The organism is Microbacterium sp. LMI13-1-1.1, assembly GCF_040815625.1.
Classification (GTDB): Bacteria; Actinomycetota; Actinomycetes; order Actinomycetales; family Microbacteriaceae; genus Microbacterium; species Microbacterium forte.
Genome location: NZ_JBFPNL010000005.1, coordinates 220,958 through 246,382 on the forward strand (window position 1 = coordinate 220,958; position 25,425 = coordinate 246,382).

The 25,425-nt window shown below is 67.6% G+C and carries 27 protein-coding genes; 14 read left to right on the forward strand and 13 right to left on the reverse strand.

Annotated elements, in window-relative coordinates:
- The first annotated feature begins 251 nt into the window (after positions 1-251).
- The 3 genes from MRBLMI13_RS07945 (at position 252) to MRBLMI13_RS07955 (ending at position 3,962) form a co-directional block, all read left to right on the forward strand.
- A complete protein-coding gene (locus MRBLMI13_RS07945) occupies positions 252-1,343 on the forward strand; it encodes a hypothetical protein (protein WP_367821666.1) in 1,092 nt (363 codons plus the stop codon).
- Between the two features lie 109 nt (positions 1,344-1,452).
- Positions 1,453-3,207: a beta strand repeat-containing protein gene (locus MRBLMI13_RS07950; protein ID WP_367821668.1), complete on the forward strand. Its 1,755-nt coding sequence runs from the start codon at positions 1,453-1,455 to the stop codon at positions 3,205-3,207.
- Between the two features lie 263 nt (positions 3,208-3,470).
- Positions 3,471-3,962 (forward strand): hypothetical protein, encoded by a 492-nt coding sequence (locus tag MRBLMI13_RS07955; protein ID WP_367821670.1) that lies wholly within the window; start codon positions 3,471-3,473, stop codon positions 3,960-3,962.
- 93 nt (positions 3,963-4,055) lie between these two features.
- On the opposite strand, the gene rplI is transcribed toward MRBLMI13_RS07955, so the two are convergent.
- Genes rplI through rpsF form a run of 4 tightly spaced genes read right to left on the reverse strand, consistent with a single transcriptional unit; the run spans position 4,056 to position 5,714 of the window.
- On the reverse strand, positions 4,056-4,508 hold the full coding sequence (gene rplI, locus MRBLMI13_RS07960) for a 50S ribosomal protein L9 (RefSeq protein ID WP_042541517.1): 453 nt from the start codon (positions 4,506-4,508) through the stop codon (positions 4,056-4,058).
- 11 nt (positions 4,509-4,519) lie between these two features.
- Positions 4,520-4,774 carry a 30S ribosomal protein S18 gene (gene rpsR, locus MRBLMI13_RS07965; RefSeq protein WP_042541518.1) on the reverse strand — a complete coding sequence of 85 codons (255 nt, stop codon included), beginning with the start codon at positions 4,772-4,774 and terminating at the stop codon, positions 4,520-4,522.
- A 50-nt stretch (positions 4,775-4,824) separates the two neighbouring features.
- Positions 4,825-5,340 (reverse strand): single-stranded DNA-binding protein, encoded by a 516-nt coding sequence (locus MRBLMI13_RS07970; RefSeq protein ID WP_042541519.1) that lies wholly within the window; start codon positions 5,338-5,340, stop codon positions 4,825-4,827.
- Positions 5,341-5,345: 5 nt separating this feature from the next.
- Positions 5,346-5,714, reverse strand: a complete 369-nt coding sequence (rpsF, locus tag MRBLMI13_RS07975) for a 30S ribosomal protein S6 (RefSeq protein ID WP_042541520.1) — start codon at positions 5,712-5,714, stop codon at positions 5,346-5,348.
- Between the two features lie 226 nt (positions 5,715-5,940).
- Here rpsF and MRBLMI13_RS07980 point away from each other — a divergent pair, with 226 nt between their 5' ends.
- The gene (locus tag MRBLMI13_RS07980; protein WP_231567603.1) at positions 5,941-6,639 is read left to right on the forward strand and encodes a hypothetical protein; all 699 of its coding nucleotides are present in this window, start codon (positions 5,941-5,943) and stop codon (positions 6,637-6,639) included.
- 426 nt (positions 6,640-7,065) lie between these two features.
- On the opposite strand, the gene MRBLMI13_RS07985 is transcribed toward MRBLMI13_RS07980, so the two are convergent.
- The 5 genes from MRBLMI13_RS07985 to MRBLMI13_RS08005 are packed head-to-tail and all read right to left on the reverse strand — an operon-like array spanning position 7,066 to position 12,354.
- Positions 7,066-7,905: an ABC transporter ATP-binding protein gene (locus tag MRBLMI13_RS07985; RefSeq protein WP_079113825.1), complete on the reverse strand. Its 840-nt coding sequence runs from the start codon at positions 7,903-7,905 to the stop codon at positions 7,066-7,068.
- A complete protein-coding gene (locus tag MRBLMI13_RS07990) occupies positions 7,898-8,788 on the reverse strand; it encodes an ABC transporter ATP-binding protein (RefSeq protein ID WP_367821674.1) in 891 nt (296 codons plus the stop codon). The genes MRBLMI13_RS07985 and MRBLMI13_RS07990 overlap by 8 nt, the downstream gene beginning before the upstream one ends.
- Positions 8,785-9,696, reverse strand: coding sequence for an ABC transporter permease (locus MRBLMI13_RS07995; protein WP_056275557.1), 912 nt, complete (start codon positions 9,694-9,696; stop codon positions 8,785-8,787). The genes MRBLMI13_RS07990 and MRBLMI13_RS07995 overlap by 4 nt, the downstream gene beginning before the upstream one ends.
- Positions 9,693-10,754 carry an ABC transporter permease gene (locus tag MRBLMI13_RS08000; protein WP_042541524.1) on the reverse strand — a complete coding sequence of 354 codons (1,062 nt, stop codon included), beginning with the start codon at positions 10,752-10,754 and terminating at the stop codon, positions 9,693-9,695. The genes MRBLMI13_RS07995 and MRBLMI13_RS08000 overlap by 4 nt, the downstream gene beginning before the upstream one ends.
- A 13-nt stretch (positions 10,755-10,767) precedes the next feature.
- The gene (locus MRBLMI13_RS08005) at positions 10,768-12,354 is read right to left on the reverse strand and encodes an ABC transporter substrate-binding protein (RefSeq protein WP_042541525.1); all 1,587 of its coding nucleotides are present in this window, start codon (positions 12,352-12,354) and stop codon (positions 10,768-10,770) included.
- Between the two features lie 149 nt (positions 12,355-12,503).
- On the opposite strand from MRBLMI13_RS08005, the gene MRBLMI13_RS08010 reads away from it, so the two are divergent.
- Entirely contained in the window at positions 12,504-13,091 is a 588-nt protein-coding gene (locus MRBLMI13_RS08010; RefSeq protein WP_228385602.1) for an Lrp/AsnC family transcriptional regulator, read from the forward strand.
- Positions 13,092-13,146: 55 nt separating this feature from the next.
- Here MRBLMI13_RS08010 and MRBLMI13_RS08015 read toward each other — a convergent pair whose 3' ends face one another.
- Positions 13,147-13,506, reverse strand: a complete 360-nt coding sequence (locus MRBLMI13_RS08015) for a hypothetical protein (RefSeq protein WP_228385603.1) — start codon at positions 13,504-13,506, stop codon at positions 13,147-13,149.
- A 207-nt stretch (positions 13,507-13,713) separates the two neighbouring features.
- Between MRBLMI13_RS08015 and MRBLMI13_RS08020 the strand changes: the two genes are divergently transcribed.
- The 8 genes from MRBLMI13_RS08020 to MRBLMI13_RS08055 all read left to right on the forward strand — a co-directional run bounded on the left by MRBLMI13_RS08020 (position 13,714) and on the right by MRBLMI13_RS08055 (position 21,828).
- Positions 13,714-14,685: a hypothetical protein gene (locus MRBLMI13_RS08020; RefSeq protein ID WP_367821678.1), complete on the forward strand. Its 972-nt coding sequence runs from the start codon at positions 13,714-13,716 to the stop codon at positions 14,683-14,685.
- A complete protein-coding gene (locus MRBLMI13_RS08025) occupies positions 14,682-15,815 on the forward strand; it encodes a hypothetical protein (protein WP_367821680.1) in 1,134 nt (377 codons plus the stop codon). Before MRBLMI13_RS08020 ends, MRBLMI13_RS08025 begins: the two co-directional genes overlap by 4 nt.
- A 377-nt stretch (positions 15,816-16,192) precedes the next feature.
- Entirely contained in the window at positions 16,193-16,888 is a 696-nt protein-coding gene (locus MRBLMI13_RS08030; protein ID WP_367821682.1) for a DUF1684 domain-containing protein, read from the forward strand.
- 28 nt (positions 16,889-16,916) lie between these two features.
- Complete coding sequence (locus MRBLMI13_RS08035; protein ID WP_367821684.1) at positions 16,917-18,410, forward strand: ABC transporter substrate-binding protein; 1,494 nt, start codon at positions 16,917-16,919, stop codon at positions 18,408-18,410.
- A 52-nt stretch (positions 18,411-18,462) separates the two neighbouring features.
- Positions 18,463-19,425: an ABC transporter permease gene (locus MRBLMI13_RS08040; protein WP_367821686.1), complete on the forward strand. Its 963-nt coding sequence runs from the start codon at positions 18,463-18,465 to the stop codon at positions 19,423-19,425.
- Complete coding sequence (locus MRBLMI13_RS08045) at positions 19,422-20,282, forward strand: ABC transporter permease (RefSeq protein WP_042541531.1); 861 nt, start codon at positions 19,422-19,424, stop codon at positions 20,280-20,282. The genes MRBLMI13_RS08040 and MRBLMI13_RS08045 overlap by 4 nt, the downstream gene beginning before the upstream one ends.
- Positions 20,279-21,076 (forward strand): ATP-binding cassette domain-containing protein, encoded by a 798-nt coding sequence (locus MRBLMI13_RS08050; RefSeq protein WP_367821688.1) that lies wholly within the window; start codon positions 20,279-20,281, stop codon positions 21,074-21,076. Before MRBLMI13_RS08045 ends, MRBLMI13_RS08050 begins: the two co-directional genes overlap by 4 nt.
- On the forward strand, positions 21,073-21,828 hold the full coding sequence (locus MRBLMI13_RS08055) for an ABC transporter ATP-binding protein (RefSeq protein WP_367821690.1): 756 nt from the start codon (positions 21,073-21,075) through the stop codon (positions 21,826-21,828). Before MRBLMI13_RS08050 ends, MRBLMI13_RS08055 begins: the two co-directional genes overlap by 4 nt.
- Before the next feature lie 17 nt (positions 21,829-21,845).
- On the opposite strand, the gene MRBLMI13_RS08060 is transcribed toward MRBLMI13_RS08055, so the two are convergent.
- Both MRBLMI13_RS08060 and MRBLMI13_RS08065 read right to left on the reverse strand, forming a co-directional pair.
- Positions 21,846-22,847 (reverse strand): Abi family protein, encoded by a 1,002-nt coding sequence (locus tag MRBLMI13_RS08060; RefSeq protein ID WP_367821692.1) that lies wholly within the window; start codon positions 22,845-22,847, stop codon positions 21,846-21,848.
- 318 nt (positions 22,848-23,165) lie between these two features.
- Positions 23,166-23,630: an HIT family protein gene (locus MRBLMI13_RS08065; protein WP_367821694.1), complete on the reverse strand. Its 465-nt coding sequence runs from the start codon at positions 23,628-23,630 to the stop codon at positions 23,166-23,168.
- A 200-nt stretch (positions 23,631-23,830) separates the two neighbouring features.
- Here MRBLMI13_RS08065 and trpS point away from each other — a divergent pair, with 200 nt between their 5' ends.
- Positions 23,831-24,865: a tryptophan--tRNA ligase gene (gene trpS, locus MRBLMI13_RS08070; protein WP_367821696.1), complete on the forward strand. Its 1,035-nt coding sequence runs from the start codon at positions 23,831-23,833 to the stop codon at positions 24,863-24,865.
- Positions 24,866-24,891: 26 nt separating this feature from the next.
- Here the strand turns inward: trpS and MRBLMI13_RS08075 are convergent, their stop codons facing one another.
- Positions 24,892-25,293 carry a DUF779 domain-containing protein gene (locus tag MRBLMI13_RS08075; RefSeq protein WP_367821698.1) on the reverse strand — a complete coding sequence of 134 codons (402 nt, stop codon included), beginning with the start codon at positions 25,291-25,293 and terminating at the stop codon, positions 24,892-24,894.
- Positions 25,294-25,425: the final 132 nt, after the last annotated feature.

A 25,425-nucleotide genomic window follows, 5' to 3' on the forward strand; every position in this document is an offset into this window, starting at 1 on the left:
GGATGAGAACGTGGTTCAACTGGGCATTGAAGGTTGATCGCATCCGGTGGGGGATGTGTAGAACCTGGGGAAAGTCAAGCCGAGATTCAACCGGGCGCGTCACACTGCGCAACCCCCTGAAATGTGCGCGAGATGTCATCGTTTTCGAGCGGAACCCTCTAGACATCGCGATATGCCGGGAGTATCGTCACCGGCAATCGACGCAGTGCGCGTCGTGAACGAACGATCGCTCTCGGGGGAGGGAAGTCGACGTGAACGCTCAAGAAGCCCGGCGCGGCCTTCCGGCTGTCGCCCTGTGGGGCAGCCTGGGCGCGGTCGCGTGGGCGGCGATCACGATCTTCACGGGAGCGTCGTCTGCGAGCGCGGACGACAGCTCGAGCGATTCTCTGCTCGACGGCGTCTCCTCTGTCGTCAGCGAGACGGTCTCGACCGTCGAAGACACCGTCACGGCAGCGACCACGCCGATCGTGGCGCCGGTCGCCCCCGTCGTGACCCAGGTCGTGGCCCCGGCCGTCACCCAGGTGGTCGAGCCGGTCGTCACACACGTCGTCGAGCCGGTCGTCACACACGTCGTCGAGCCCATAGCGACCCAGGTCGTCGAGCCGGTGCAGCAGGTGGCTCAGCCGACCGTCGAACACGTCGCGGAGACGATCGCGCAGGTTCCGGTCGTCGGCCCGGCGACGTCGCCGATCGTCGACATCGTCGACGACACCGCCGAGGCCGTCGTCACTCCTGTCACCGATCTGGTCGGCGGATCCCCGGTGGCGCCGATCGTGACACCTGTGACGGACCTGATCGCAGGACTGCCGATCGTCGGAGATGTGACCCGCGATCTCGGAGTGCCCGCAGTGATCGACGTGGTCGTCGGTGTCGTCGACGGGACGACACCGATCGTCGGGGAGGTCGTCGACAACACCGTGCCGCCGATCGTCCCGGGCCTCACGCCCACTCGGCCAGCCGTTCCCGCATCCGGGCCGGACTCCGATCCGGTCGGACCGATCCCTGCCGCAGCCGATGCGCGGACGGGCCTCCACTCCCCTGCGGTCGCGCGCCTTCAGCCAGTCGACCCGGCAGCATCCGGACTCCAGCCGGAAGCACCCATCACTGTGCCCGCCACGAGTGCGCCGGCATCCGATGACCGGCCCTCGCCTTTCTCTCCGCCCTCCGGTGCCCCCGCGGCGCCGTCTTCCTCCGCCGGTTCGAGCGGAGCCTCCTCACTCTCCCCCGCACACCTCAGCGACGCGGGTCTTGTCGCGTTCCGTGCTGTGGAGCGCACCCCCGGTGCACCCGACGACGTCCTGCCGACGTCGCTGGTCGCCGACACCGACGTCTCTCCTGACTGACGGGTTGTCCGGTCGTTCCTCGTGAACGACAGATGCCGTGCTGCGCGCGCACATGCTCTTCGCGTGCACCCATCCAGACACACCCATTTCCAGTCAGGAGAAGGACATCATGCGTACATACATCAAGCGGGCCCTGTGGGGCACGCTTCTCGCCGGCGGGATCACCCTGCTCGGCGCAACGGCCGCCAACGCGGCAGACACCTCAGGAGAAGACGGTCTGCTCTCGGGCACCCAGGCGGATACCGCGATCACGGCGCCCGTCACGATCGTCGACAACGCCGTCTCGCTGCTCGGAGATTCCTCCGCGGAGCAGGCCCCGGCTCCGGCCCCTCAACCGGCTCCGGCACCTCAACCGGTTCCGGCTCCCGCACCGGCCCCCACCACGAGCGGTGAATCCGGCACCGCGTCGGGCACCCAGGCCGTCGTGGACGTCGTCGTTCCCGTCACGGTGACCGGCAATGCGATCACCGTGCTCGGCGACTCGTCGAGCGAGTCGGCGGCGCCGGCCGAGGCTCCCCAGGCACCGGCCCCCGCGCCGGCTGTCACGACGAACGGCGATGACGGTGTGCTGTCGGGCACCCAGGGCCTGCTTCAGGTCGACGCGCCCATCACCGTGTCGGGCAACTCGATCGCGGTGCTCGGCGACAGCGAGACCCTCGGACAGGATGCCGCAGCACCGGCGCCCTCGAGCGGCAGCGCAATCGGATCCACAGCGCCGTCCACGTCGGGCGACGACGGCGTCGCGAGCGGCACGCAAGTGACCGCACCCGTGACGGCACCCGTCACGATCGGCGGCAACGCGATCTCCGTCATCGGAGACAGCGAGAGCACCGGAAGCAGCGGCACCCCCGCACCCGCATCCGGAGGCAGCACCACCGCACCCGAGACCTCGGGTACCGACGCGGTCGGGAGCGGCACCCAGGTGACCGCACCCGTGACGGCTCCGATCACCGTCGGCGGCAACGCGATCTCCGTGATCGGAGACAGCGAGAGCACCGGAAGCAGCGGCACCACCGCACCCGCATCCGGATCCGGGGGCAGCACCACCGCACCCGAGACGTCGGGTACCGACGCGGTCGGGAGCGGCACACAGGTGACCGCACCTGTGACGGCGCCCGTCACCGTCGGCGGTAACGCGATCTCCGTCATCGGAGACAGCGAGTCGACGAGCGGAACCGGCTCCACCGGAACCACCGGGGCAACCCCGTCCACCGGCAGCACCACCACCGGTGACGACGGAATCCTCGGCGGAACCCAGGTCACCGCACCCGTGACCGCACCCGTCACCGTCGGCGGCAACGCGATCTCCGTCGTCGGAGACAGCGAGGCCGAGGGAGGAGCCGGCAGCACCGCACCCATCGCAGGAACCCCGTCCACCGGCAGCACCACCACCGGTGACGACGGAATCCTCGGCGGCACCCAGGTGACCGCACCCGTGACTCTTCCGATCACGATCGGCGGCAATGCGATCTCCGTGGTAGGAGAGAGCACCGTCACGGCTCCCCCGAGCGATCCCGGAACTGACCCGGGAACGGACCCCGGCACCGACCCGGGAACCGACCCCGGCACGGACCCCGGAACCGACCCCGGCACCGACCCGGGAACCGACCCCGGCACGGACCCTGGGACCGACCCGGGCACGGACCCCGGCACAACTCCCGGCGCAGTCACGGGGGTGGGCACCGACGCCGACGCCGGCACGTCCGCGACCGCTGTCGCGAGCGGCGCAGCCGTGACGGCATCCGCCCCGGCTGAGGGACTCGCCGCCACCGGTGGTTCCACCTCGTTCGGCTTCGCATTCCTCGCCGCACTCCTGCTCCTCCTCGGAGCCGGAATGCTGCGTCGTCGCCCCATGACGGCGTAGCCGCAGACCCCGGCGGTGTCGACGTCCTCGGGGGAGGAGATGCGACACCGTCGGTGTGCGGATCCCGTGATGCACTGAGCAGGTTCCCCAGATCTGCCCGCGTCTGCGATGCCGCACAGTTCACGGATGCCCCGCGTCCCCAGCGCGGGGCATCCGTCGTGCCCGGAACCCGCACGAAGCGCTTCGGATGGCGCCGACGACGATCCGCCTAGACTCTCCGGGGAGGTCATCATGCAGAACGCGCTCGCCTCGCAGGTGCCGCGGTGACAGAGGATCCGCGCCGTCTGCGGTGGGCGGTCAACGGCGCGCGGACATTCCATATCCCGGCTGATGCCGCCGATGTCGCCCTGGTCGAGATCGACCGTGCGATGCAGGCTGCCCACTTCCGTGCAGACGTGCCCGGTGCCGAGGCCGGAGTGCAGCGAATCCACCGGCGCGGGTCGGTAGTCGGCGATGTCCTCATCGGCGGAGGCGGTCTCTCCACCCTCACGACCAGGCTCGGTCCGCTGTCTGCCCGAGGCGTCGCCGTCACCTGGATCGGCCCGGTCGACGCGCACTCGATCCGCGTGATCGTCTCACTGGTCGCCGGATCCCACGTCGGCGGGGACTTCGTGGACGGGGTCGACGAAGCAGTGCGCGCTCTCGTCTCTCGCGGCATACCTGTCGAGGACGACGGGTGGTCGCGGTCCGTCGACGTCGATGAGACTTTGCCCGCGAATCCCGGTCGCGCCGCCGAACTCGGTCTCACCCGCTAGCCGCCTTCACGAGACCCTCCGAATCACCGACCGGCCGCGCACGCAGAACGCCCCCTGTCCCGAAGGACAGGGGGCGTTCGAGAGCGTCTCGCCTTACTTGGCGGCGACGACCTGCAGCGTGATGACTGCGGTCACGTCGTCGTGCAGACGAACGGTGGCCTCGTGCTCGCCGACCGACTTGATCGCCGACGGGATGTGCACCTTGCGCTTGTCGATCGAGCCGAGACCCGCGGCTGCAACAGCATCCGCGATGTGATCGGTCTTGACCGAACCGAAGAGGCGACCCTCGTTGCCTGCCTTGACGGCCAGGCGCACCTTGGTGGCCTCGAGGGAGTTCTTCAGCGCCACGGCCTCGTCGCGGTCGTGGATCGCGCGAGCCTGACGAGCAGCCTGGATCGAAGCGACCTGCTTTTCGCCACCGCGGGTCCACGCCGTAGCGAAGCCCTGGGGGATGAGGTAGTTGCGGGCGAACCCGTTCTTGACCTCGACTACGTCACCGGCGCTACCCAGCCCGGCGACCTCGTTCGTGAGAATCAGCTTTGCCATCTCGATACCCCTTACCGGCCGGCGCCAGCGTAGGGCAGGAGTGCCATTTCGCGTGCGTTCTTGATCGCGGTGGCGATCAGACGCTGCTCCTGCACCGAAACACCGGTGATACGACGGGCGCGGATCTTGCCACGCTCCGAGACGAACTTGCGGAGGGTGGAGACATCCTTGTAATCGATGACTCCGACCCGGATCGACTTCGCGGGAGCGGTGGGCTTGCCACCCTTCCGCGGCTTGCGGCGGTCGCCGCTAGACTTTCCAGCCATTGTTTTTCCTTAATGATGAGACGGATGCCGAAGCATCCCGAGATCCTGTTTCAGAAGGGGGTGTCGTCGCCGAAGCTGCCCGGAGTGCTCCAGGCATCTGCGCTCGTCGACGAGCCGGGGGTTGACCACGGCTCTTCCGACACCTGCTGCTGCTGAGCGGGGCGCGACTGTCCGCCGCCACCACCGCCGCCGCCACCGGTCGACGCCGCACGGGTGACCTGCGCGGTCGCGTACCGAAGCGAGGGGCCGATCTCGTCGACCTCCAGCTCGATAGCGGTGCGCTGGTTGCCTTCGCGGTCCTGGTAGGAGCGCTGACGCAGACGGCCCTGCGCCATGACGCGCATGCCCTTGGTCAGCGAACCCGCCACGTGCTCGGCGAACTCGCGCCAGACCGACGCACGGAGGAACAGCGCTTCGCCGTCCTTCCACTCGTTGGCGGCGCGGTCGAAGTTCCGAGGCGTCGAAGCGATGGTGAAGTTCGCCACCGGCAGTCCGTTCTGCGTGTAGCGCAGCTCGGGGTCGGCCGTGAGGTTACCCACCACGGTGATGACTGTTTCGCCGGCCATCGGACTCAGGCCTTCGCAGCCTTGGCGGCCTTGCGAGCAGCCTTCTCTTCGGTGCGCTTCGCTTCGAACGCGACCATCGCCTGAGCTTCCTCAGAACGGAGGACCTTGGTGCGCATGATCTGCTCGTTCAGCTTCAGCTGACGGTCGAGCTCCTGCGTGGCCTCGCTGGTGGCGGTGAAGTTGACGACGGCGTAGATGCCCTCGTTCTTCTTCTGGATCTCGTAAGCCAGACGGCGCTTACCCCAGATGTCGACCTTGTCAATCGAGCCACCATCGTTGGTGATGACCTTCAGGAACTTGTCGAGCGTAGGGGCTACCTGGCGCTCGTCGATCTCGGGGGTCAGAATGACCATGAGTTCGTACTGGTGCGTCACTTACCCACCTCCTTCGGACTAGAACGGCTTCCGGGACTTTCCCGGAAGCAGGAGGGTGTGTGAACGTCATCCGCCGAGCCACCCGAGTGGGGGCCTGATGGCAGACAACCTTGACAGTGTAGCGGAGAAACCTTCGGCCTGCCCCCACGCCTCTCGCCGGGCAGTTGGCATGCTGGAGTGCGTGCGGTCTGACACTCAGTGCGCACACGACCGAAGGGGGAACGCCATGCGCGTCAACAAATGGGGGGTCGGCATCGTCCTGACCGCCACCGTACTGCTCACCGGGTGCACCGCGGGTGCCGAGGAGCCCGCCGAAGAGGAGCCCACAGCGGCCGCGGAGGAGACCACCGCACCCGAGTCCGACTGCCCTGAGCTGACCGAAGGCGCGACCGTCGACGGCACCGCGCTCGGCGCCTGCATCACCGAGGCGATGACCGACACCGCCGGCTACCAGGCCAAGACATCGATCCTGGGCATGGACACGACCGCACGGTACAACCCCGCGACGGATGCCGTCGAGACCATCACTCCGATGGGATCGCTGATCATCATCGGCGACGACGCCTGGGTCAAGACTCCTACGACCGAGTGGCAGGTCGCCGACCCGAATTCGAGCGACCCGATCGTCGCCGCGCTCAGCAGCGGTGCGGCGACGGCGGCCGGCACCGACCCGGCCACGGCCGCAGGCGCGCTCACCGGAGAGTTCACCGTGACCGGAACCGGCAGCCGCCTGGGTCAGGATGTCTACCTCGTGAGCGGCACGTCAGAGGCGCAGGGCGTCGCCGTCGACGTGGTGTTCGAGGTCACCGACGACTACGTGGTGCTGGCGACGACCGGCAGCACCGAGGCCGCCGGCCAGATGATCGAGACCTCGCTCGAGATCACCGAGTGGGACGTCGAGCAGGACATCGTCGCACCTCTCTGATCCACCAGGGGATGCTGCGGGCCGGGGCGATCGCCTCGGCCCGCGGTGCGTTCCGGGCTCCACTGGCGCAGCATCCGCTCGGGCTCTCCCTCGACCCACCCTCTCGACCCATCCCCTCGGGAGGAGCTCTGCGCTTCGGGAGGAGGATCGGGTTCGGAACCTCCTCCCCGGAGACAGATCTCCTCCCGAGGGGCGGACGCGAACGCACCAGCCGTGTTCCGCGTCACCGTCACCCCCCGATCAGGCTGAGGCGTCGAGGCCCTTCCGTCGGGAGGACGACTGCGCCACGGGAGGATACTTCGTGCCCATCCGTCCTCCCGAGGCGCAGATCTCCTCCCGAGGGGCAGAGGGGCAGATGTCCTCCCGAGCAAGCCGAGCGAGCGAACAGCCGGTCGAACAGCCGAGCGGGCGGGCGGGCGGGCGACGTCAGTCGATGACGGGGGCGATCTCCGACCAGACGATACGCTCGTTCGTCGAGGGCGCGACCGGGATGCGACCTGCTCCGTCGGGCTCGGGGATCGCCGCGAGCAGCGCCTGGGTGTACGGATGCTGCGGCGCAGACCACACACGATCGGTGGCCCCCGCTTCGAGCACGCGTCCGGCGAACATCACGAAGGTCCGATCGGCGATGCGCCGGACGACGGCGAGGTCGTGCGAGATGAACAGCATCCCCGCGCCGGCCTCGGCGACGAGGTCTCGCATGAGACCGGCGACGCTCGTCTGGGTCGATGCATCCAGAGCCGAGATCGGCTCGTCGGCGACGAGCAGCGACGGCCGCGCGGCGAGCGCCCGCGCGATCGCGAGCCGCTGCTTCTGGCCGCCCGAGAACTGATGCGGGAAGCGCGTGGCGACCTCGGTGGGCAGCCCGACGCGGTCGAGCCACTCGGGGACGGTCGATCCTTCGGCGCCGCGAGCGCGGGCGGTCGCGATGCCGTCGGCGATCTGGTCGCCCACGCGACGCCGCGGGTTGAGCGACGTCGACGGATCCTGGAACACCATCTGGATGCCGGTGAGAGCGAGGTCCCGCCGACGGATGCCGAGCGGCTTCACGGGCTCGCCGCGGAACCGCACCTCTCCCCCGGCGAGCTTCTCGATGCCGACGACCGCACGGGCCAGGCTCGACTTGCCGCTGCCGGACTCGCCCACGAGCGCGACGGTCTCTCCGGGGGCGACGGTCAGTGAGACGCCGTCGACGGCGACCACCGGCGGGCTCCCGGGGTAGCGCACGACGACTCCCTGCGCGTCGAGGACGGCGATCTCACTCATCTGCGGCCTCCTCTTCGGCATCCTTCACGGCAGCATCCGAGAGCGCCGCATCCGACATCACCGGATCGATGAGCGCGGGATCCGGTGAGGCGATCTCGAGCTTCGACCCCGGCAGGGCCGCGAGCAGCGTGCGGGTGTACTCGTGCTGCGGGTCGCGGAACAGGGTCGCGCGGTCTGCCCGCTCGACGATCTGCCCGTTCTTCATCACGGCGACCTCATCGGCGATCGCACTCATGACGCCCAGGTCGTGCGTGACGAGCAGCACGGCGAGATTGCGGTCGGTCGCGAGGTCGCGCAGCAGCCGGAGGATGCCGGCCTGCACCGTGACGTCGAGCGCGGTGGTCGGCTCGTCGGCCAGCAGCACCTCGGGGTCGCACGCGAGCGCACACGCGATGGCGATGCGCTGGCGCTGACCTCCGGAGAACTGGTGGGGGTAGCGCTTCAGTGCCGCATCCGGATTCGGCACCTGCACCGTCTCGAGCAGCTCGATGGCCCTGGCCTTCGCGGCCTCGCCTCGAAGACCGAGATGCACGCGCATGTGGTCGGTGAGCTGCCGGCCGATCGGCAGCTGCGGGTGCAGCGACGCCGACGGGTCCTGGAAGATCATCGCGATGCGCTTGCCGCGAATGCGGTTGAGGGCGCGGCGGCGCATGCCGACGAGCTCCTCCCCCGCGAGCGTGATGGATCCGCCGGTGCGCGCCTGCCGGGGCAGCAGCCCGAGCACGGCGAGCGCGGTGAGTGTCTTGCCCGATCCGGATTCGCCGGCGAGGCCGTGGATGCGACCGGCTTCGAGGTCGAGCGAGATGCCGTGCACGAGAGGGCGACCGATGTCGATGGTCAGGTCACGGATGCTCAGCGCGCTCATGGGGGTCGAGGCGGTCATGCTGCCGCCCCCTTCGCCGATGCCACGTGCTCGGCCTGCTTCTCGTGCGTGACCTCGGCCGTCGGGTCGAGGATGTCGCGCATCGCGTCACCGAGGAAGTTGAAGGCGAGCACCACGGTGAGGATCGCGAGACCGGGGAAGACCCCGAGCCACCAGGCATCGAAGTTCTGCATGGCGGCGGAGATCATCGATCCCCACTCTGCGGTCGGAGGCTGCGCGCCGAGACCGAGGAACGAGAGGCCGGAGAGCAGCAGGATCGCCGCACCGATGTCGAGGGTGGCGAGCACCAGCACGGGTCCGGCGATGTTCGGAAGGATGTCGATGAACAGCGTCCGCAGCGGCGAGTGACCGAGCAGACGACCGGCGATGACGTAGTTCTGCCCGCGGAGTCCGAGCACGATGCTGCGCGTGACTCGCGAGTACTGCGGCCACGAGACCACGATCGCCGCGATCACCGCGTTGAACAGCGACGGCCCGAGGGATGCCGCCACCACCATCGCGAGGATGACCGTCGGGAACGCCATGAACAGATCGGTGATGCGCATCAGCGTCTCGTCGACCCAGCCGCCGAAGTAGCCGGCGACCGCGCCGATCACGGTGCCGATGATCATCGCGGCGATCACGAGCATGAGGGCGAGCGGAAGGCTCACCGTCGCACCGGTCATCAGGCGCGAGAAGATGTCTCGCCCGTTGCCGTCGGTGCCGAGCAGTGTGTCGATGCCCGGCGCCTGCAGACGAGGAAGCACCTGGGCATTGGGGCCGTAGGGAACCCACCACTGCGCGGTGAAGGCGACGATGATCCATGCTCCGGCGATGACGGTGCCGATCACGCCGAGCGGCGTGCGCCAGGCGCGTGGCCAGCGGAACCGGAACCGCCAGGGACCGGATGCCGAGTCGATGCGGCTCATGCGATCCTCACTCTCGGGTCGAGGACGCCGTAGAGCAGATCGACGACGAAGTTGATGAGGAGGTAGATGAACCCGACGACGAGACCGACGCCCATGATTCCGGGGAGGTCGAGGTTCGCCGCCGAGTTGTAGGCGTAGGTGCCCAGGCCGGGCCACGCGAACACCGACTCGACGAGCACGGTGCCGGAGAGCAGCGAGCCGAACGCGACGCCGACGATGGTGAGGATCGGCAGGGATGCCCCTCGGAGCACGTAGTCGAGGATCACGCGCATGGCCGGAAGGCCCTTGGCGCGGGCCGCGCGCACGTAGTCGCTGCCGAGCACCTCGAGCACCGATGTGCGGATGAAGCGCGTCAACAGGCCGATCGTCACGAGCGACAGCACCATGACCGGGAGGGCGAGGTGGGCGAGGGCATCGGCGAATCCGACGCCGTCTCCGTTGAGGAGGTAGTCGACCGTGTAGAGCCCGGTGATGCGTGGCGGCGGCGTGATCGACGGAGAGATGCGACCGGAGCCGGGCGCGATGCGCAGCTCGAGGAAGAACACGTAGAAGCTGACCAGAGCGAGCCAGAACGTCGGGACGCTCAGCCCGATCAGCGTCACGATGCGGATGACCTGGTCGGTGACGAGGCCGCGACGGTAGGCCGCGAGGGTTCCGAGCACGACGCTCACCGCGAGGCTGAGGATGATGGCCCCGATCGCGATCTCGATCGTCGCCGGCACCGCGGTGGCCAGGTCGCTGGTGACCGGTCGCCCGGTCACCAGCGATGTTCCGAGGTCTCCTCGAAACAGGTTGCCCATGTAGATGAAGTACTGCACGAAGAGAGGCTGATCGAGGCCCTGGGCCTTGATGAACGCCTCACGCGTCTCGGGGTTCTGCGATGCTCCCTCGCCCAGCGCCGCCGACACGGGGTCGCCGGGCACGAGGTTCGTCAGCGCGAAGGTCACGATCGTGACGCCCACGAGAAGGAGCAGCGAAGTGCCGATCCGGCGCAGCAGGTATCCGACGAGCGGTGACCTGCGACGCTGAGCCTGCCGTCGCACGGCCACCGTCGTCATCAGTCAGCCCCGATCAGCCGGCAGGCGTGATCTCGGCGATGTCCATCTCCCACACCGAGTTGTAAACGGCGCCGGTGACGGCATCCGCCGTGGCGATGTTGCGGCCGGGGACGATCAGCGGCACGAAGGGGCCCTCGGCCTGCATCGCCTCGGCGAACGAGGTGAAGGCCTCGCTGCGCTGGGCCTCGTCGGTCGCGGCGGCAGCACCGGCTGCGATGCCTGCGATCTCGGGGTTGGCCTCAGCGGCCCAGCCTGCGCGCAGACCGACCTTCAGGCCGGGAGCGAACGGGAGGAAGTTCGCCGAGTCGGCGTAGTCCGGGCCCCAGAACCACAGGCCGAAGCCCTCGGTGCCGTTGACGTAGGCGTCGAGCTCGGTGGCGAACGGCGCCGGTGCGAGTTCGACCGTGATGCCGGCATCCTCGAGCTGAGCCTGGATGCGCTCGGCGAGCGGGGTGAACTCCACACCGCCGACCGGGTAGTCGTTCGGGAACTGCAGCTTGAGGGTCTGACCCGTGTAGCCGGCTTCCGCGAGAGCAGCCTCGGCCTTGTCGAGGTCCTGCTCCACACCGGTGTCGAGGGCGCCCTCGAATCCGGGCGGGATCACGCCGGTCGCCTGCACGGCTCCCGCACCTGCGAGCTCGAGCAGCGCGTCGTAGTCGAGTGCGTAGCGGATCGCCTCGGCGATCTTGACGTTCGCGAGCTCGCCCGCGACGGCCTCCGACTGGTTGAGCAGCAGGAAGATCGTCTGGCCCGACGGCACCGACTCGACGTTCAGTCCGTCGCCGAGGCCGGAGACCTGGTCGCCGTTGAGGTCCATCGCGACCATCGAGTCGCCGCCCTTGAGGTTCGCGAGCTGCGTCGCGCTCTCCGAGACGTTGCGCACGACGACGCGGCCGTATGCCGCCTCTTCGTCCCCGTTGTACTCGTCGCTCTTGGTCAGCACGACCTGCGACGAGAGGTCGAGCGTGTCGAGCACGAACGGACCGGAGCCGGCGGACTCGCCGTCGAGGAAGCTCTGCGCGCTGTCGGAGCCGTCGATCGATCCGCCGTTCTCGATGACCACATCGGAGTTGACGATGCCGAGCGCAGGGTTGGCGAGGATCGCGGGCAGCTGCAGCAGCGGCGTCTCGGAGGTGATCGAGATCGTCTTCTCGTCGACCTCGGTGATCGTCAGACCGCCCAGGAGGAAGTTCGGCTTGGCGTCCGTCATGCCCTGGATGCGCTGCAGGGTGAAGACGACATCCTTCGCCTCGATCGGCGTGCCGTCGGAGAAGACGCGGTCGCCTTCGAGCGTGAAGGTGAACTCGGTCGCCTCATCGTTCTGCTCCCACGACGCGAGGCCGGGCACAGGGGTCGAGACATCCGAGCCCTCGAAGTCGACGAGGGTCTCGTAGAGCGCCTTCGCGATCATGTTGCCGGTCGGGTCGTAGGTGTGACCGGGGTCGGCGGTCTCGATCGAGAACGCGGTGTCGATGACCAGCGAGTCGGAACCGGAGGATTCTCCCCCGGTGTTCGCCGAGTTGCCACCGGAGCAACCGGCGAGAGCGAAGAGCGCGACAGCTCCGATCGCGATGACGGACGTGCTGCGACGTGACGACATATGGGCCTCCAGGGGCGAGGAGTTTCATCGGGTTCGGTCGACGCCGGGTGGACGACCGGTGATCAGATTCGCATTGTATGGGACTATGTGTCCAGCAAGAATGCAGACGTCATCACAGTCTGTCCAAGACCCCGCCCATGAGGAGCATTGTGTCCACCAAGAGCGACGAAGCCGTGAAGCAATCTGGACGAAGTGCCGCCCCACTGGACGACATCGGATACAGAATCCTCGAGACGCTGCGCGATAACGGTCGGATCTCGATCGCCGCGCTGGCCGAGACCGTGGGGATTTCTCGCGCGAACGCCTACACGCGCGTCGAGACGCTCATGCAGGACGGCGTCATCACCGGGTTCAGCGCGCGGGTCGATCAGTCCAAGGCGGGGCTGTCGATCGGTGCGCTCGTCTTCGTCACCGTGCATCCGCAGGCCTGGGCGTCGTTCCGCGAGAGCGTGCTCGAGATGCCCGACGTAGAGTGGTGCGCCATCACCACGGGCGAGCACGACGCCATGCTGCTCATCCGTGCCGTCGACGTGAGCGGTGTGCACGAGTTCACGACCGGCGTCGTCGCGCAGCTGCCTGAGGTGCGCACCGTCGTCAGCGTGGTCGTGCTCGACGAAGTGATCCGCCGGTCGTTCCTGCTGCCGAGCGACCTGCCGGAGCGCGACCTGGCGACGCCGCTGGGCATGACGCGATGGACTCCGGCGACGCCGGGTCGCGACATGCTGCCGCCACGCTGACCGCAACCCGGTCGTCGAGCGAGGACGGCGAAGCCGACCGAGACGAAACGCCCGATCAGGCCGCGACGGGCTCTTCGCAGACGCTGAGCTGCGGCAGTCCGTGCATCTCGTAGTGCTCGACGAGACGGATGCGACCGTCATCCGTGAGTTCGAGCTGGCTCTCGCCGTCTCCGGTCACGACGGCGCCGTCTGAGACGAGCACGTGCACGAACGACACCCAGATGGTGTCGCCGGTGCGGGTGCCGACGAAGCGCCCGAAGGTGACGGTGTCACCGGAGTAGTCACCCCAGATCGCACCGTCCTTCTCCCAATAGACGAACTCGCTGGGAGATTCGGGGTCGACAGCCGAGGTGGTCGAGGAGACCATCAGGAACCGGCGGCCGTCGAGCGAGGGGATGGTTGCAGTCGAACTCACCCTCCGATTATGGAGGGCGCTCGAAGGTGCACTGAAGCCCCTTCGGCAAGCGTCTTCCCGGGCAGCTCGCGGAGCAGGCGGGGTGAGACGAAACGGGCGCGGGCACCGATGCCCTCGCCGTTTCGTCTGACCCTCGTTCGACGTCGAGCATGCGCCCCTCCGCCGCGCGGGCAGGTGAACCGATGCCTCGCAGGTACCGTGGGTCGCATGCAGTGGATCTCTGACACCTCGGCGGGCGACTGGCTGCGCGATCGCCTCGACGATCCGTGGAAAGCGACGATGCACGACGTCGTGCCGCACGGGTTCCCCGCGTACGCCCGCATCCTGCATCCCGCGACCGTGCGCTCTCTGCCCGACCGCCCCGTGCCCTCCTACGAGGAGTACGAGCGGATGTCGCAGGCCGAGCATCTGAGCCTGAGAGATCAGTACGTCGACGAGCCCGCGACGTGGGCGGAGACGGCATCCGCCTTCGGCACGACCCTGCACCCGTTGGCTCAGTGGCAGCGCATCGTGCGCACCCCGATCGACGGTGACTGGAACCTGCGGCTCTCCCCCGACGGTCGCGAGTTCACGGCTCCGATGGAGGGGGAGATCGCCCCGGAGATGCTGTCGATCATCGCCGCGCACCTCGCCTCCCACACCACGACTCCGGATGCCGGCTTCGCGGCGCTCTGGGAGGGCCGCGGCGGTCTGGTGGGCCATATGGGTCACAGCCCCACTCGCCTCTTCATCCCGTTCAGCGATGACCCGAACCATCAGGCGATGCTCGACCGCAGCATCCATGACCCTCTCAACAACGCCTTCCGCAAGCCGACGTGGCAGGAGGGCATCCTGTCACGCGAGATCTCGGAAGGACCGCGGTTCCGCCTCCCCGGGCGCGACCACGTGCTGTTCCGCGGGGCGGTCAGCGACTTCGCCCGCGCGGACTGGGTGCTCGACATACCCTGGCGCGACCGCCCGGGCGAGGAGCACGGGTTCCCACCGTCGGCGCAGACCCCGAGCATCCTGTGGCCCGACGACCACGCCTGGGTGATGGTGAGCGAGATCGATTACGACTCGACGATCGTGGCCGGGCCCGCAGAGCTGGTCGCCGCGATCTGCGCCGACGAACGGCTCGAGGCATTCCCCCTTCCCGAGAACGCCGACCTCACGTGGGACGCCGACGAGGTGAACCGATGACGACTCCGCGGCCCGCGTCCGCGGCGTCCTTCGACGCCGCTCCGCTCACCGAGCCGGTCGATCCGAAGGCTGTCACCGCGTTCGCCGCCGAGCTTCGAGCCCGAGGGTCCAGCGGCACGAACGGCGCGAGCATCATCGCGATCGTCGTCATCGCGCTCATGGCCATCATCGTGGTGCCTGTGGTCTTCACGACCATCGTCGGCATGGTCTCCACGCCCGGCGGATCCGGGTTCGCCATCGTTCCGCTGGTGATCTTCGGCGCCGTCGCCGTCGTGATCGCCATCGGGTCGTTCGTCGGATGGCGGCGCGCCCGCGTCACGCGCTATCGACTGCACCGGTTCGCCCAGGCGAACGGGATGTCGTACGAGGGACGAGTGACTGCCCCCGCGCTGCCGGGGATGATCTTCAGCCTCGGCGGCTCGCGCATGTCGACGGATCTCGTGCGCGGCACGACGCCGCGGTTCGTCGAGTTCGGCAATTACCAGTACACGGTGAAGCGGGGCAAGAGCTCGACCACCTACCGCTGGGGCTATGTCGCGGTGAAGCTCGACGTGCCGCTGCCCAACATCGTGCTCGACGCCAAGGGCAACAACGGATTCGGATCGAACCTGCCGGCGTCGTTCCAGAAGGAGCAGCGACTGTCGCTCGAGGGCGACTTCGACGAGTACTTCACCCTCTACTGCCCCGAGGGATACGAGCGAGACGCGCTGTATCTGTTCAGCCCCGACATCATGGCCCGGTTCATCGACAACGCCGCCGAGCTCGACGTCGAGATCGTCGACGACTGGATGTTCCTCTACACGCAGCGCAGGGTGTCGACGCTCGACCCAGCGACCTGGGCGTGGTTGTTCGGCGCCGTCGGCGCCTTGATCACGAAGCTCGATCAATGGGAACGATGGAGAGACGAGCGTCTGCTCCTCGAGAATCAGACGGCTGCGGCATCCGCGTCCCCGGCCGCCTCACCGCGGCCTGCAGGCGAGCGGCTTCCGTTTGCGCCACCGGCCGGCCTGCTGTCGCCGCCGCCGGGCGTCGCGCACGAAGGACGCAGACTGAAGCGCAGCTTCCCGTGGGTGCCGGTGGTCTTCATGATCGCCTTTGCGGCGTTCTGGTTCTGGTCCAGATCGTTCTGAGCGGGAACCCCCGAGGGTGGGTTGTGGGGGTGGGTGCTGACTGGGGATCAGCGTTCCCACCCCATCCCCCCTCGGGATCAGAAGGAGATCTGACACTCCCTCCGCAGGACGGTCGAACCGTCTATACGTGCGGGTCAGCTGGGGACTGACAACTCTGCGCGTATATGAGTAATGGTATACCGGCATACGTTGCATTCCGTTGCGTCGGAGAGACTCGACCGAACCGGTCGAATCCCGCGGAATGATGCACGAAATGCGGACAGAAAGGCCCTCCGGAAGGCGGCATTCGTGCACTCTCGCGAATGCCTGTCATCGCGCATTACCTCGAGTGACGGACCCGGCCCCACCCTCTTCTGCATGCAAGAGAATGGAAGGTGATGTCTGAACGCGAAGATCACACCCAGTGGCAGGCCGAGCGCCGCGCCTCCGTCACGTCCGCGACGGGCAACCTCGCCCTGATCGAGACCCGCTGGACGGGCGAGGCGCCCGATCTGGATGCCGAGCAGCAGGCGGCATCCGACACGGTGACCGTGACGCCGATCCAGCGCACGAACATCGAGACCGGCGAGGCAGAGCACGGACTGCGTCTGTGGGATGCCGATGCACCGGCGATCCGCGCCTTCGACCGCATCGACACCTACGACTACGACCCTGCGTGGGTGCTCGAGGGCCACTTCACCCCGGTGTCCGGCGATCGCCGAGTGTCGTTCGAGCACATCCGCGACAACGGCGGCACACGCGAGCTCGTCGTCCCCGGCGACATCCACTTCGAGCTCGACGGCCGTGAATACGATCTGGCCGCCTTCGACGACGGCGGCACCCTGCTGCTCGTGTTCGGCGATGAGACGAACGGCGCCGAGACCTACGGATCCGGCCGCTTCCTGTTCGTCGAGCTGCGCGACGACGAGGGCACCGTGGTGCTCGACTTCAACCGCGCCTTCGTGCCGCCGTGCGGATTCAGCGCCCAGTACAACTGCCCGTTGCCGCCGGCATCCAACCGCTTCCCCCTGCCTATCCGAGCAGGCGAGAAGAACGTCGTCTTCCGCGACGGCTTCGACATCTACGCGGCGTGACGCCGCACCCCCTCACCCTGGAGCACTCATGAGAAGAACCCGCATCCTCGGCGCGCTCGGCGCCGTGGCCACGCTCGCCCTCGTGGCCGGATGCGCGTCGGGCGCCACCGACGACGCCGCGAGCGAAGACGCCACGATCTTCATCGGGTCGCTGTACGAGCCCACCAACCTGAGCAACACGCAGGGCGGTGGCCAGGGCGTGACCGAGGCCCTGACCGGCAACGTCTACGAGGGCCTCTACCGCCTGACCGACGACGGCGAGGTCGAGCCGCTTCTCGCCGAAGACGCTCAGGTGTCCGACGACGGCCTCACCTACACGATCACGCTGCGCGACGACGTGACCTTCCACTCCGGTGACCCGCTGACCTCCGCCGATGTGAAGTCGAGCGTCGAGGCCGTCACCGCCGAGGACTCCGTGTCGGCGCGCAAGTCGAGCTTCAAGACGATCGCCGACATCGCGACCCCCGACGACCAGACCGTCGTCTTCACGCTGTCGCAGCGGTCGATCTCGTTCCTCTACAACCTCAGCTACGTCTGGGTCGTCAACGACGAGGCCGGCGACATCACCGGGTCGGAAGACGGCACGGGCCCCTACACGCTCGACGAGTGGAAGAAGGGCTCGACCCTGACGCTCGAGCGCTGGGACGACTACTGGGGCGAGCCGGCCAAGAACGCCGAGGTCGTCTACACCTACTTCACCGACGCGACCGCCGAGAACAACGCTCTGGCCACGGGCGAGATCGACGTGATCACGAGCGTGCAGAGCCCGGATTCGCTCGCGCAGTTCGACAACGACGACTACGTGATCAGCGAGGGAACCTCGACCACGAAGGAGCTGCTCGCCTTCAACGACCGCGTCGCCCCCTTCGACAACGCACTCGTGCGCAAGGCGATCTACTCGGCGATCGACACCCAGAAGCTCCTCGAGTCGATCTGGGGCGACTACGGCACGCTCATCGGCTCGATGGTGCCGCCGACCGACCCCTGGTACGAGGACCTCACCGCGGTGAACCCCTACGACGTCGAGCTGTCGAAGGATCTGCTCGCTCAGGCCGGCTACGCCGACGGCTTCACGTTCACGCTCGACACCCCGAGCTACGACCCGCACCCCGCCGTGGCGGAATTCCTGCAGTCGCAGCTCGCCGAGGTCGGCATCACGGTCGAGATCAACACGATCAGCGCCGACGAGTGGTACACGAAGGTGTTCAAGGAGCAGGACTTCGAGGCCACGCTCCAGGAGCACGTGAACGACCGCGACGTGGTCTGGTACGGCAACCCCGACTTCTACTGGGGATACAACGACGCCCAGGTGCAGCAGTGGGTCGCCGAGGCCGAGCAGGCCGCCACGACCGACGAGCAGACCGCCCTGCTGAAGCAGGTCAACGAGAAGATCGCCGAGGATGCCGCGAGCGTATGGTTGTACCTCTACCCGCAGATCGTGGTCGCCTCGAGTGACCTCAGCGGATACCCGGTCAACGGCCTGAACTCCCAGTTCTTCGCCTACGACATCGTCAAGTCCTGACGCGCGAGGGGGATGCCGCGCGTCGGCATCCCCCTCCTCATCCTGAACAGCCATGCTCGCTTATCTGATCCGCCGTCTCGCCTTCCTCGTGGTGTCGCTCGTCGTCGCGATGATCGCGATCTTCGTGCTGCTGCGACTGCTTCCCGGCGACCCGGCGAACGCCCTGCTCTCGGTCAATGCCACTCCTGAGCAGATCGCCGCGGCCCGCGCGCAGGTCGGTTCCGACCAGCCCCTGCTGCAGCAGTTCACGACCTGGGCGGGGCAGCTGCTGCGATTCGACCTCGGGGAGTCCTTCCTGAGCTCGCGTCCGGTCGGCCCCGACATCGCCGACCGCCTCGCCGTCACCCTTCCGCTCACGCTCATCGCGTTCACCGTCGCGCTGCTCGTCTCGCTCGCGATCGGCATCACCGCGGCCGTGAAGTCCGACCGCTGGTACGGCATCGCGCTCTCCGGTTTCGCGCAGCTCGGCGTCGCGGTTCCCGTCTTCTGGGTGGGCGTCGTGCTCGTCTGGGTCTTCGCTCTCGGTCTCGGACTGCTGCCGTCCGGTGGCTTCCCCCGAGACGACTGGGAGGATCCGGCCGATGCCCTGCGCTCGCTCGCCCTGCCGGTGATCACCATCGTGATCGTGATGAGCGCCTCTCTCAGCCGGTACGTGCGGTCGGCCACCCTCGACGTGATCGGCAGCGACTACCTGCGCACCGCCCGGGCCGGGGGTTCCGGCACTGCCGAAGCGCTTCTGCGTCACGGCGTGCGCAACGGCTCGGTGCCCGTCGTCGCGATCCTCGGAATCGAGCTGTCGACGACGCTCCTCGGCGCGGTCGTGGTGGAGAGCGTCTTCACTCTCCCCGGTCTCGGCAGCCTGCTGCTGTCGGCCATCGAGCAGCACGACTTCCAGGTCATCCAGGGCGTCCTCGTGGTCAGCACCCTCTTCGTGCTGCTCGTCGGATTCGCCGCCGACATCGTGCAGCGCCTGATCGATCCGCGTCTGCGCACGAGCGTCTCGGGCAACCGATGAGCCGCGTCGCCGAGCAGTTGATCACCGGCTCCGTCCCCGTGCGGCGCCGACCGAAGGCGACCCTGCTGATCGGACTCGCGCTCACCGGCGTCATCGTGCTGATCGCCCTGGTCTCGCTGTTCTGGCTGCCGTACCCACTCGCCGACACCAGTGGCAGCCGCCTCGAGGGCCCGAGCGCCCTGCACCTGCTCGGCACCGACCGTCTCGGCCGTGACCTGCTGTCGCAGCTCATGTGGGGTGCGCGGATCGCTCTGATCGTCGGCACCTGCTCTGTCGCGATCGCCGCCGTGCTCGGCACGATCGTCGGCCTGATCGCCGCCTTCTCCCGCCCCTGGGTCGACGACACGCTCTCAGCGGGGCTCGACGTCGTCATCGCGTTCCCCGTGCTGCTGCTCGCGATGCTCGTCGTCGCCGTGCAGGGCGCCTCGCTCTGGTCTGCGGTGCTCGCGATCGGTCTCGCGATGTCGGCAGTCGTCGCGCGTCTCACCCGCATCCTCTCGCGCCGCGTGCTGCAGGAGCAGTTCGTCACCGCCGCGCGCACCAGCGGCACGGGTGTTCTCGGCATCGTGATGCAGCACGTGCTGCCCAACATCGCGCCGACACTCGCCGTCAGTCTCGCGCTGCAGTTCGGTGCCGCCGTTCTCGCCGAGGCGAGCCTGTCGTACCTCGGACTCGGCGCCCCGCCGCCCAACGCCTCGTGGGGTCGGATGCTGCAGGAGGCTCAGGGCACCGTGCTCACCGCCCCGGTGGGCGCGATCGCCCCCGGCATCGCGATCATCGCCCTGGTGCTCGGAGTCAACTTCCTCGCCGACGGCCTGCGCGATCTCGCCGACCCGACCCGCAGGAGGAGCCGATGAGCATCCTCGACGTCTCAGGCCTCACCGTGCGTTCGGCATCGGGCGCACTCGTGCGCGATGTGTCGTTCTCACTCGCATCCGGCGAGCGTCTGGGCCTGATCGGCGAATCCGGGTCGGGCAAGTCGCTCACCTCGCTCGCCGTCACCGGTCTGCTTCCTGATTCGCTCACGGCCTCCGGATCGGTGCTGCTCGATGAGCATCAGGTCGTCGGCGCGCGGGATGCCGACCTCAGGCCTCTGCGCGGACCCGTCGCGCAGATCGTGTTCCAGGAGCCGCTCACCGCGCTCGATCCGTTGATGCGCGTCGGACGACAGATCGCCGAGCCGCTGCGCCGTCATCTCGGACTGCGCGGCACCGAGCTGCGTTCTGCAGTGGCGGCCGCCCTCGACGAGGTCTCTCTCACCGACCCGCGCATCGCGCGCGCCTACCCGCACGAGCTCTCGGGTGGTCAGCGGCAGCGGGTCGCGATCGCGATCGCCCTCGCCGCCAAGCCGCAGCTGCTCATCGCCGACGAGCCGACGACCGCTCTCGACGTGACGGTGCAGGATGCCGTGCTCGCCCTGCTCGAGCGTCTCGTCGCCGAGCGAGGCATGGCGCTGCTGTTCATCAGCCATGATCTCGCCGTCGTGTCGCGCATGGTCGACCGCATCGTGGTGCTGCGCGACGGGCTCGTCGTCGAACAGGGCGCGGTGACACAGGTGCTGCAGAGCCCGGTGCAGCCGTACACGCGGATGCTGGTGGACAGCGCCCGCGCACTCGATTCGTTCCTCGACACCGCGGAGGGTGAGCGATGAGCCTTCTCGAACTGCGCGGCGCGGGCTTCGCCTACGGATCCCGGCGAGTGCTCGACGACATCTCGCTGAGCCTCGACGAGGGTGACACTCTCGGCCTCGTGGGCGAGTCGGGTGCCGGCAAATCGACGATCCTGCGTCTGCTGCTCGGCCTCGCCGCGCCTCGGGAGGGGCAGGTGCTGTTCGACGGCGAGCCTCTGTCGCTGCGCGATCGCGCGCAGATGCGTCGCTTCCGCGCGAGCGTGCAGCCCGTGTTCCAAGACCCGTATTCGTCGCTCGACCCCCGTCAGCGCATCGACCGCATCATCGGCGAGCCGCTTCGGTCACTGCGCCTGGCATCCGGTGCCGACGCCCAGCGCCGCATCGCCGAATCCCTCGAGTCGGTCGGCCTTCCCGCCGACACCGCGCACCGCTATCCCCACGAGTTCTCGGGCGGACAACGTCAGCGCATCGCCATCGCACGGGCCGTCGTCTCCCGTCCGCGGGTTCTGCTCGCCGATGAGCCCGTGAGCGCTCTCGATGTCACCACGCGCGTGCAGGTGCTCGAGCTGCTCGACCGCCTGCGCCGCGAGAACGGCCTGTCGCTCGTGATGGTGTCGCACGACCTCACGGCCATCGCCTCGGCGTGCGACCGGACGGTCGTGCTGCAGAACGGTCGCGTGGTGGAGCAGGGTGCCACGGCATCCGTGCTGCATGCCCCGCAGGACCCGTACACCCGGGCGCTGGTCGACGCCGTTCCGCGCCTCCCCCGCTGAGTCAGGCCGTCAGGCCGTCAGGCCCAGAGATCCAACTGCTCCCACCGCAGCGGGAATCCCATGTTGGCGGTCGGTTGAACCAGTTGCTCAGACCCGATCTGGATCGCGGGCAGTTTGCGGATCTGGGTGCGGAAGCTGAGGTACCACGTGGATCCAGATGAATGCTTCCGAAGGAAGTAGGCAAGTAGAGCCGCATTCACATACAGGCGACTGAGCGGCCGCTCGCTTGGGGAGAAGTGAGGATCGGTCAGGTGGCCAAGGAAATACAGGTCGATCGCTCCGGGAACGACCCGCGCTTCACGCTTGAAGTGCCGGTTGAAGAGGCGTGCCCCGTGTGCGCAATAGTTCCGAAAGTCGACCATTGCACGCAGCCACGCTCCGAACTGCTTGTCTTGGCTCACTCCGAAAGTCTTGGCGACCTCGAGACGATCTGCTCGCTGAGCGATCTCGTACAGATACGGGAGACTCCCGAAGCTGAGGACATCAACGACAGCCCAGATCGGCAGCGGGTGCCCGTACTTGACGAGAAGGTGCGCAACGAAGTCCTCTTGAGCCGAGTTCCGTATCGCTGATCTGTAGGTCTCCTCCCATGCCTCGAACTTCGTGTATCTCCCAGTCGTCTTGAGAGCCTCCGATCGGTCGAGGTGGCGCACGTCTGTGTGAGCGAAGACATCTCGGCGCGCAAGCGCATGCGCGAGAGCCGCTCGGACTCTCATCTCAAAGTCCCACAGACCGGCGAGACAGACCTCGCGCAGCTTCGAGTCGAACTTCTCGAGTTCCTGGACATGGGCGAACGTACTCCCCGGGAGGTATCTCTCTGCGCGGAATGTGCGAGCCGCGGGATCACGCAGGGCCTGAGGAAGAAACTCTCGAAGCACGTACCGGTACCCACCGGACCGGTAATAGCCCACCTTGCGCAGAAAAGACTCCGCGTCCGCTTTGTCGGGCACTGCCATTCCCAAAGCTTCAAGTTCGAGGACGAGATCACTCAGCTCGCGAAAGGGTTTGGAGTACGGCATGCCCGAGTGCCTCCGAATATATGAAAACCGCCCCCGTAAGTCCGAAGACTCAGAGGGGGGCGGTGTCTGATGAAGCAAACGTAACACACATGGCTGACGCACCGGCCGGCGCCGGACAGCCCACGGCAGCATGCCGGAACTCTCTTCAGACTGTCGTCCGCAACCCTTCAGCGAGCCGCCGCAGGTCCGAGCCCGAGATACCCCGACTTCACCTCCTCCGGCGCCAGAACCCGGATCATTGACCGCTCCCCGTCGGTCCTTCGAGATGTATCCCACGCCCTGGCCGACGCGGTTCCGCGCCTTCCCCGCTGAGGTAGATCATCCGATCGTCTGCCAAGCCTTCCGCAACGCGGCGGCAGACGCGGCGACATCGGCGTCGGGGAGGTGCACGGGCCCGTCAGAGATGTCCACGTTCCGAAGAGGGTCGTCCTCCAGATGCTGGGGGAACACGTGGCAGTGAAGATGCGGTGCACGATGCCCCATCACCAGGTAGTTGATCTTCCGCGGATCGAACGCCTTGTCGACGGCCCGGCCCGCGCGCTGGACATCGCGCCAGAACGCGCTGAGCTGAGCGGCATCCAGCTGACCGAGGTCGGTGACATGCTCGCGGAGGATGACGACGATATAGCCGGGATGCGCCTGGTTTCGCACCAGTCGTATGTGAGTCGTCTCGGTCGAGGCCACGAGGATGCTGTGCTCGTTCTCCGGAAGACGAGCGTCGACGCACATCCCGCAGAGCTCCGGGTCCACGAGTTCCGCCCACTCCTCATCCGTCCACCACATCGGCCCATGGTAACCAGGGGAATCACACTGCCGGTCGCCTCGACTGCTGCGGGTCGCTATCCTCGACCCATGCGTTTCACCGTTTCGTCGTGGTGGCTGCCGGAGCAGCCGTAACGCATTCACGCGCGGGCTGCACGGCAGCCCGCGAACCCCTCGCGGATTCATGGTCCGTGCAGCTCCTTTCGAATCAGGAGCAGATCATGGACTCATACGCCGCAACCCTCGCTCGCATGCCCGCCCTTCGGGAGGCGATCGAGCAGCATCCCGAGAGATATCGCGTTCTCACCGGGGAACGCCCCACAGGACGACTGCACCTCGGTCACTACTTCGGCACCATTCGCGAACGTGTCCGTTTGCAGGATGCCGGTGTCGAGACGTTCGTGATCCTTGCCGACTACCAGGTGATCACCGACCGCGACTCGGCTGGCGATGTGCGCGGCGCCGTGTACGGCGCGGTTCTCGACTATCTCGCTGCCGGACTGGATCCGACCTCGACCACGATCTTCACCCATTCGGCCGTACCCGCGCTCAACCAACTGCTCGTCCCCTTCCTCAGCCTGGTCAGCGAGTCGGAGCTGCACCGCAACCCGACCGTGAAGGCCGAGCTCGCGGCATCCGGTCGATCCTTGAGCGGCCTGCTCCTCACGTACCCCGTGCACCAGGCGGCCGACATCCTGTTCTGCAAAGGCAACCTCGTTCCCGTGGGCAAGGACAACCTCCCGCACGTCGAGATGACGCGCACGATCGCACGTCGCTTCACCGAGCGATACGGCAGCGTGTTCCCCGAGCCTGCCGCGCTCGTCACCGAGACTCCTGAGCTTCCGGGTCTCGACGGCCGCAAGATGTCGAAGAGCTATGGAAATGCGATCGCGTTGGGGATGACGGCCGACGAGACCGCCGACGCCATCCGTCGCGCTCCCACAGACTCGGATCGCGTGATCACCTACGACCCCGCGAATCGGCCGGGAGTGTCGGGGCTGCTCGCAACGGCCGCGGTCGTTCTCGGGCGCACTCCGGAGGAGATCGCGGAAGAGGTTGGTGGGGCGGGAGCGGGTGCCCTCAAGCGCCTCACGACAGAGGCGGTGAACGAGTATCTCGCGGACCACCGTGTCCGTCGTGCCGCGCTCACCGTCGCCGATGCCGCTGCCGTGCTCCGAAAGGGCAACGAGCGCGCGCAGTCGATCGCGAACGACACACTCGACGAGGTGAGATCCGCGATGGGCATGACGTACTGACGGCTACTGGCCGACGTCGATAGCCGTCAACCCGCCGAACCCGCCAGCCCGAAGTACTCCAGCTCCGCGTCGTTCAGCATCCGGGAGCGGATCAGGAACCGCATCCCCGTCGGTCCCTCGACTGAGAACCCCGCGCCACGCCCCGGCACGACGTCGATCGTGAGGTGCGTGTACTTCCAGTACTCGAACTGCGACTCCGACATGAAGACCTCGACCGGGGCGTCCAACGCCACGTCGAGTGCGCCCAGCAGCACATCGCCCGGACCTGTGATGAACATCCCCACGGGGTAGCACATGGGCGACGATCCGTCGCAGCATCCGCCCGACTGGTGGAACATCAGCGGGCCATGCTGCACGGTGAGGTCGCGGATGAGGGATGCCGCGGCATCCGTCACGTCGACCCGCTGATAGGTGCCGATGCTCACCATGATTCGTACCTTTCGTTAGCTCCCGGTCGTTGAGCGAGGACGGCGAAGCCGACCGAGACGAAACGCGGCGAGCGGCTCAGCGCGTTTCGTCTCGGGGCTTCGCTCCTCGCTCAATTACCGGAGGCGGGCTTC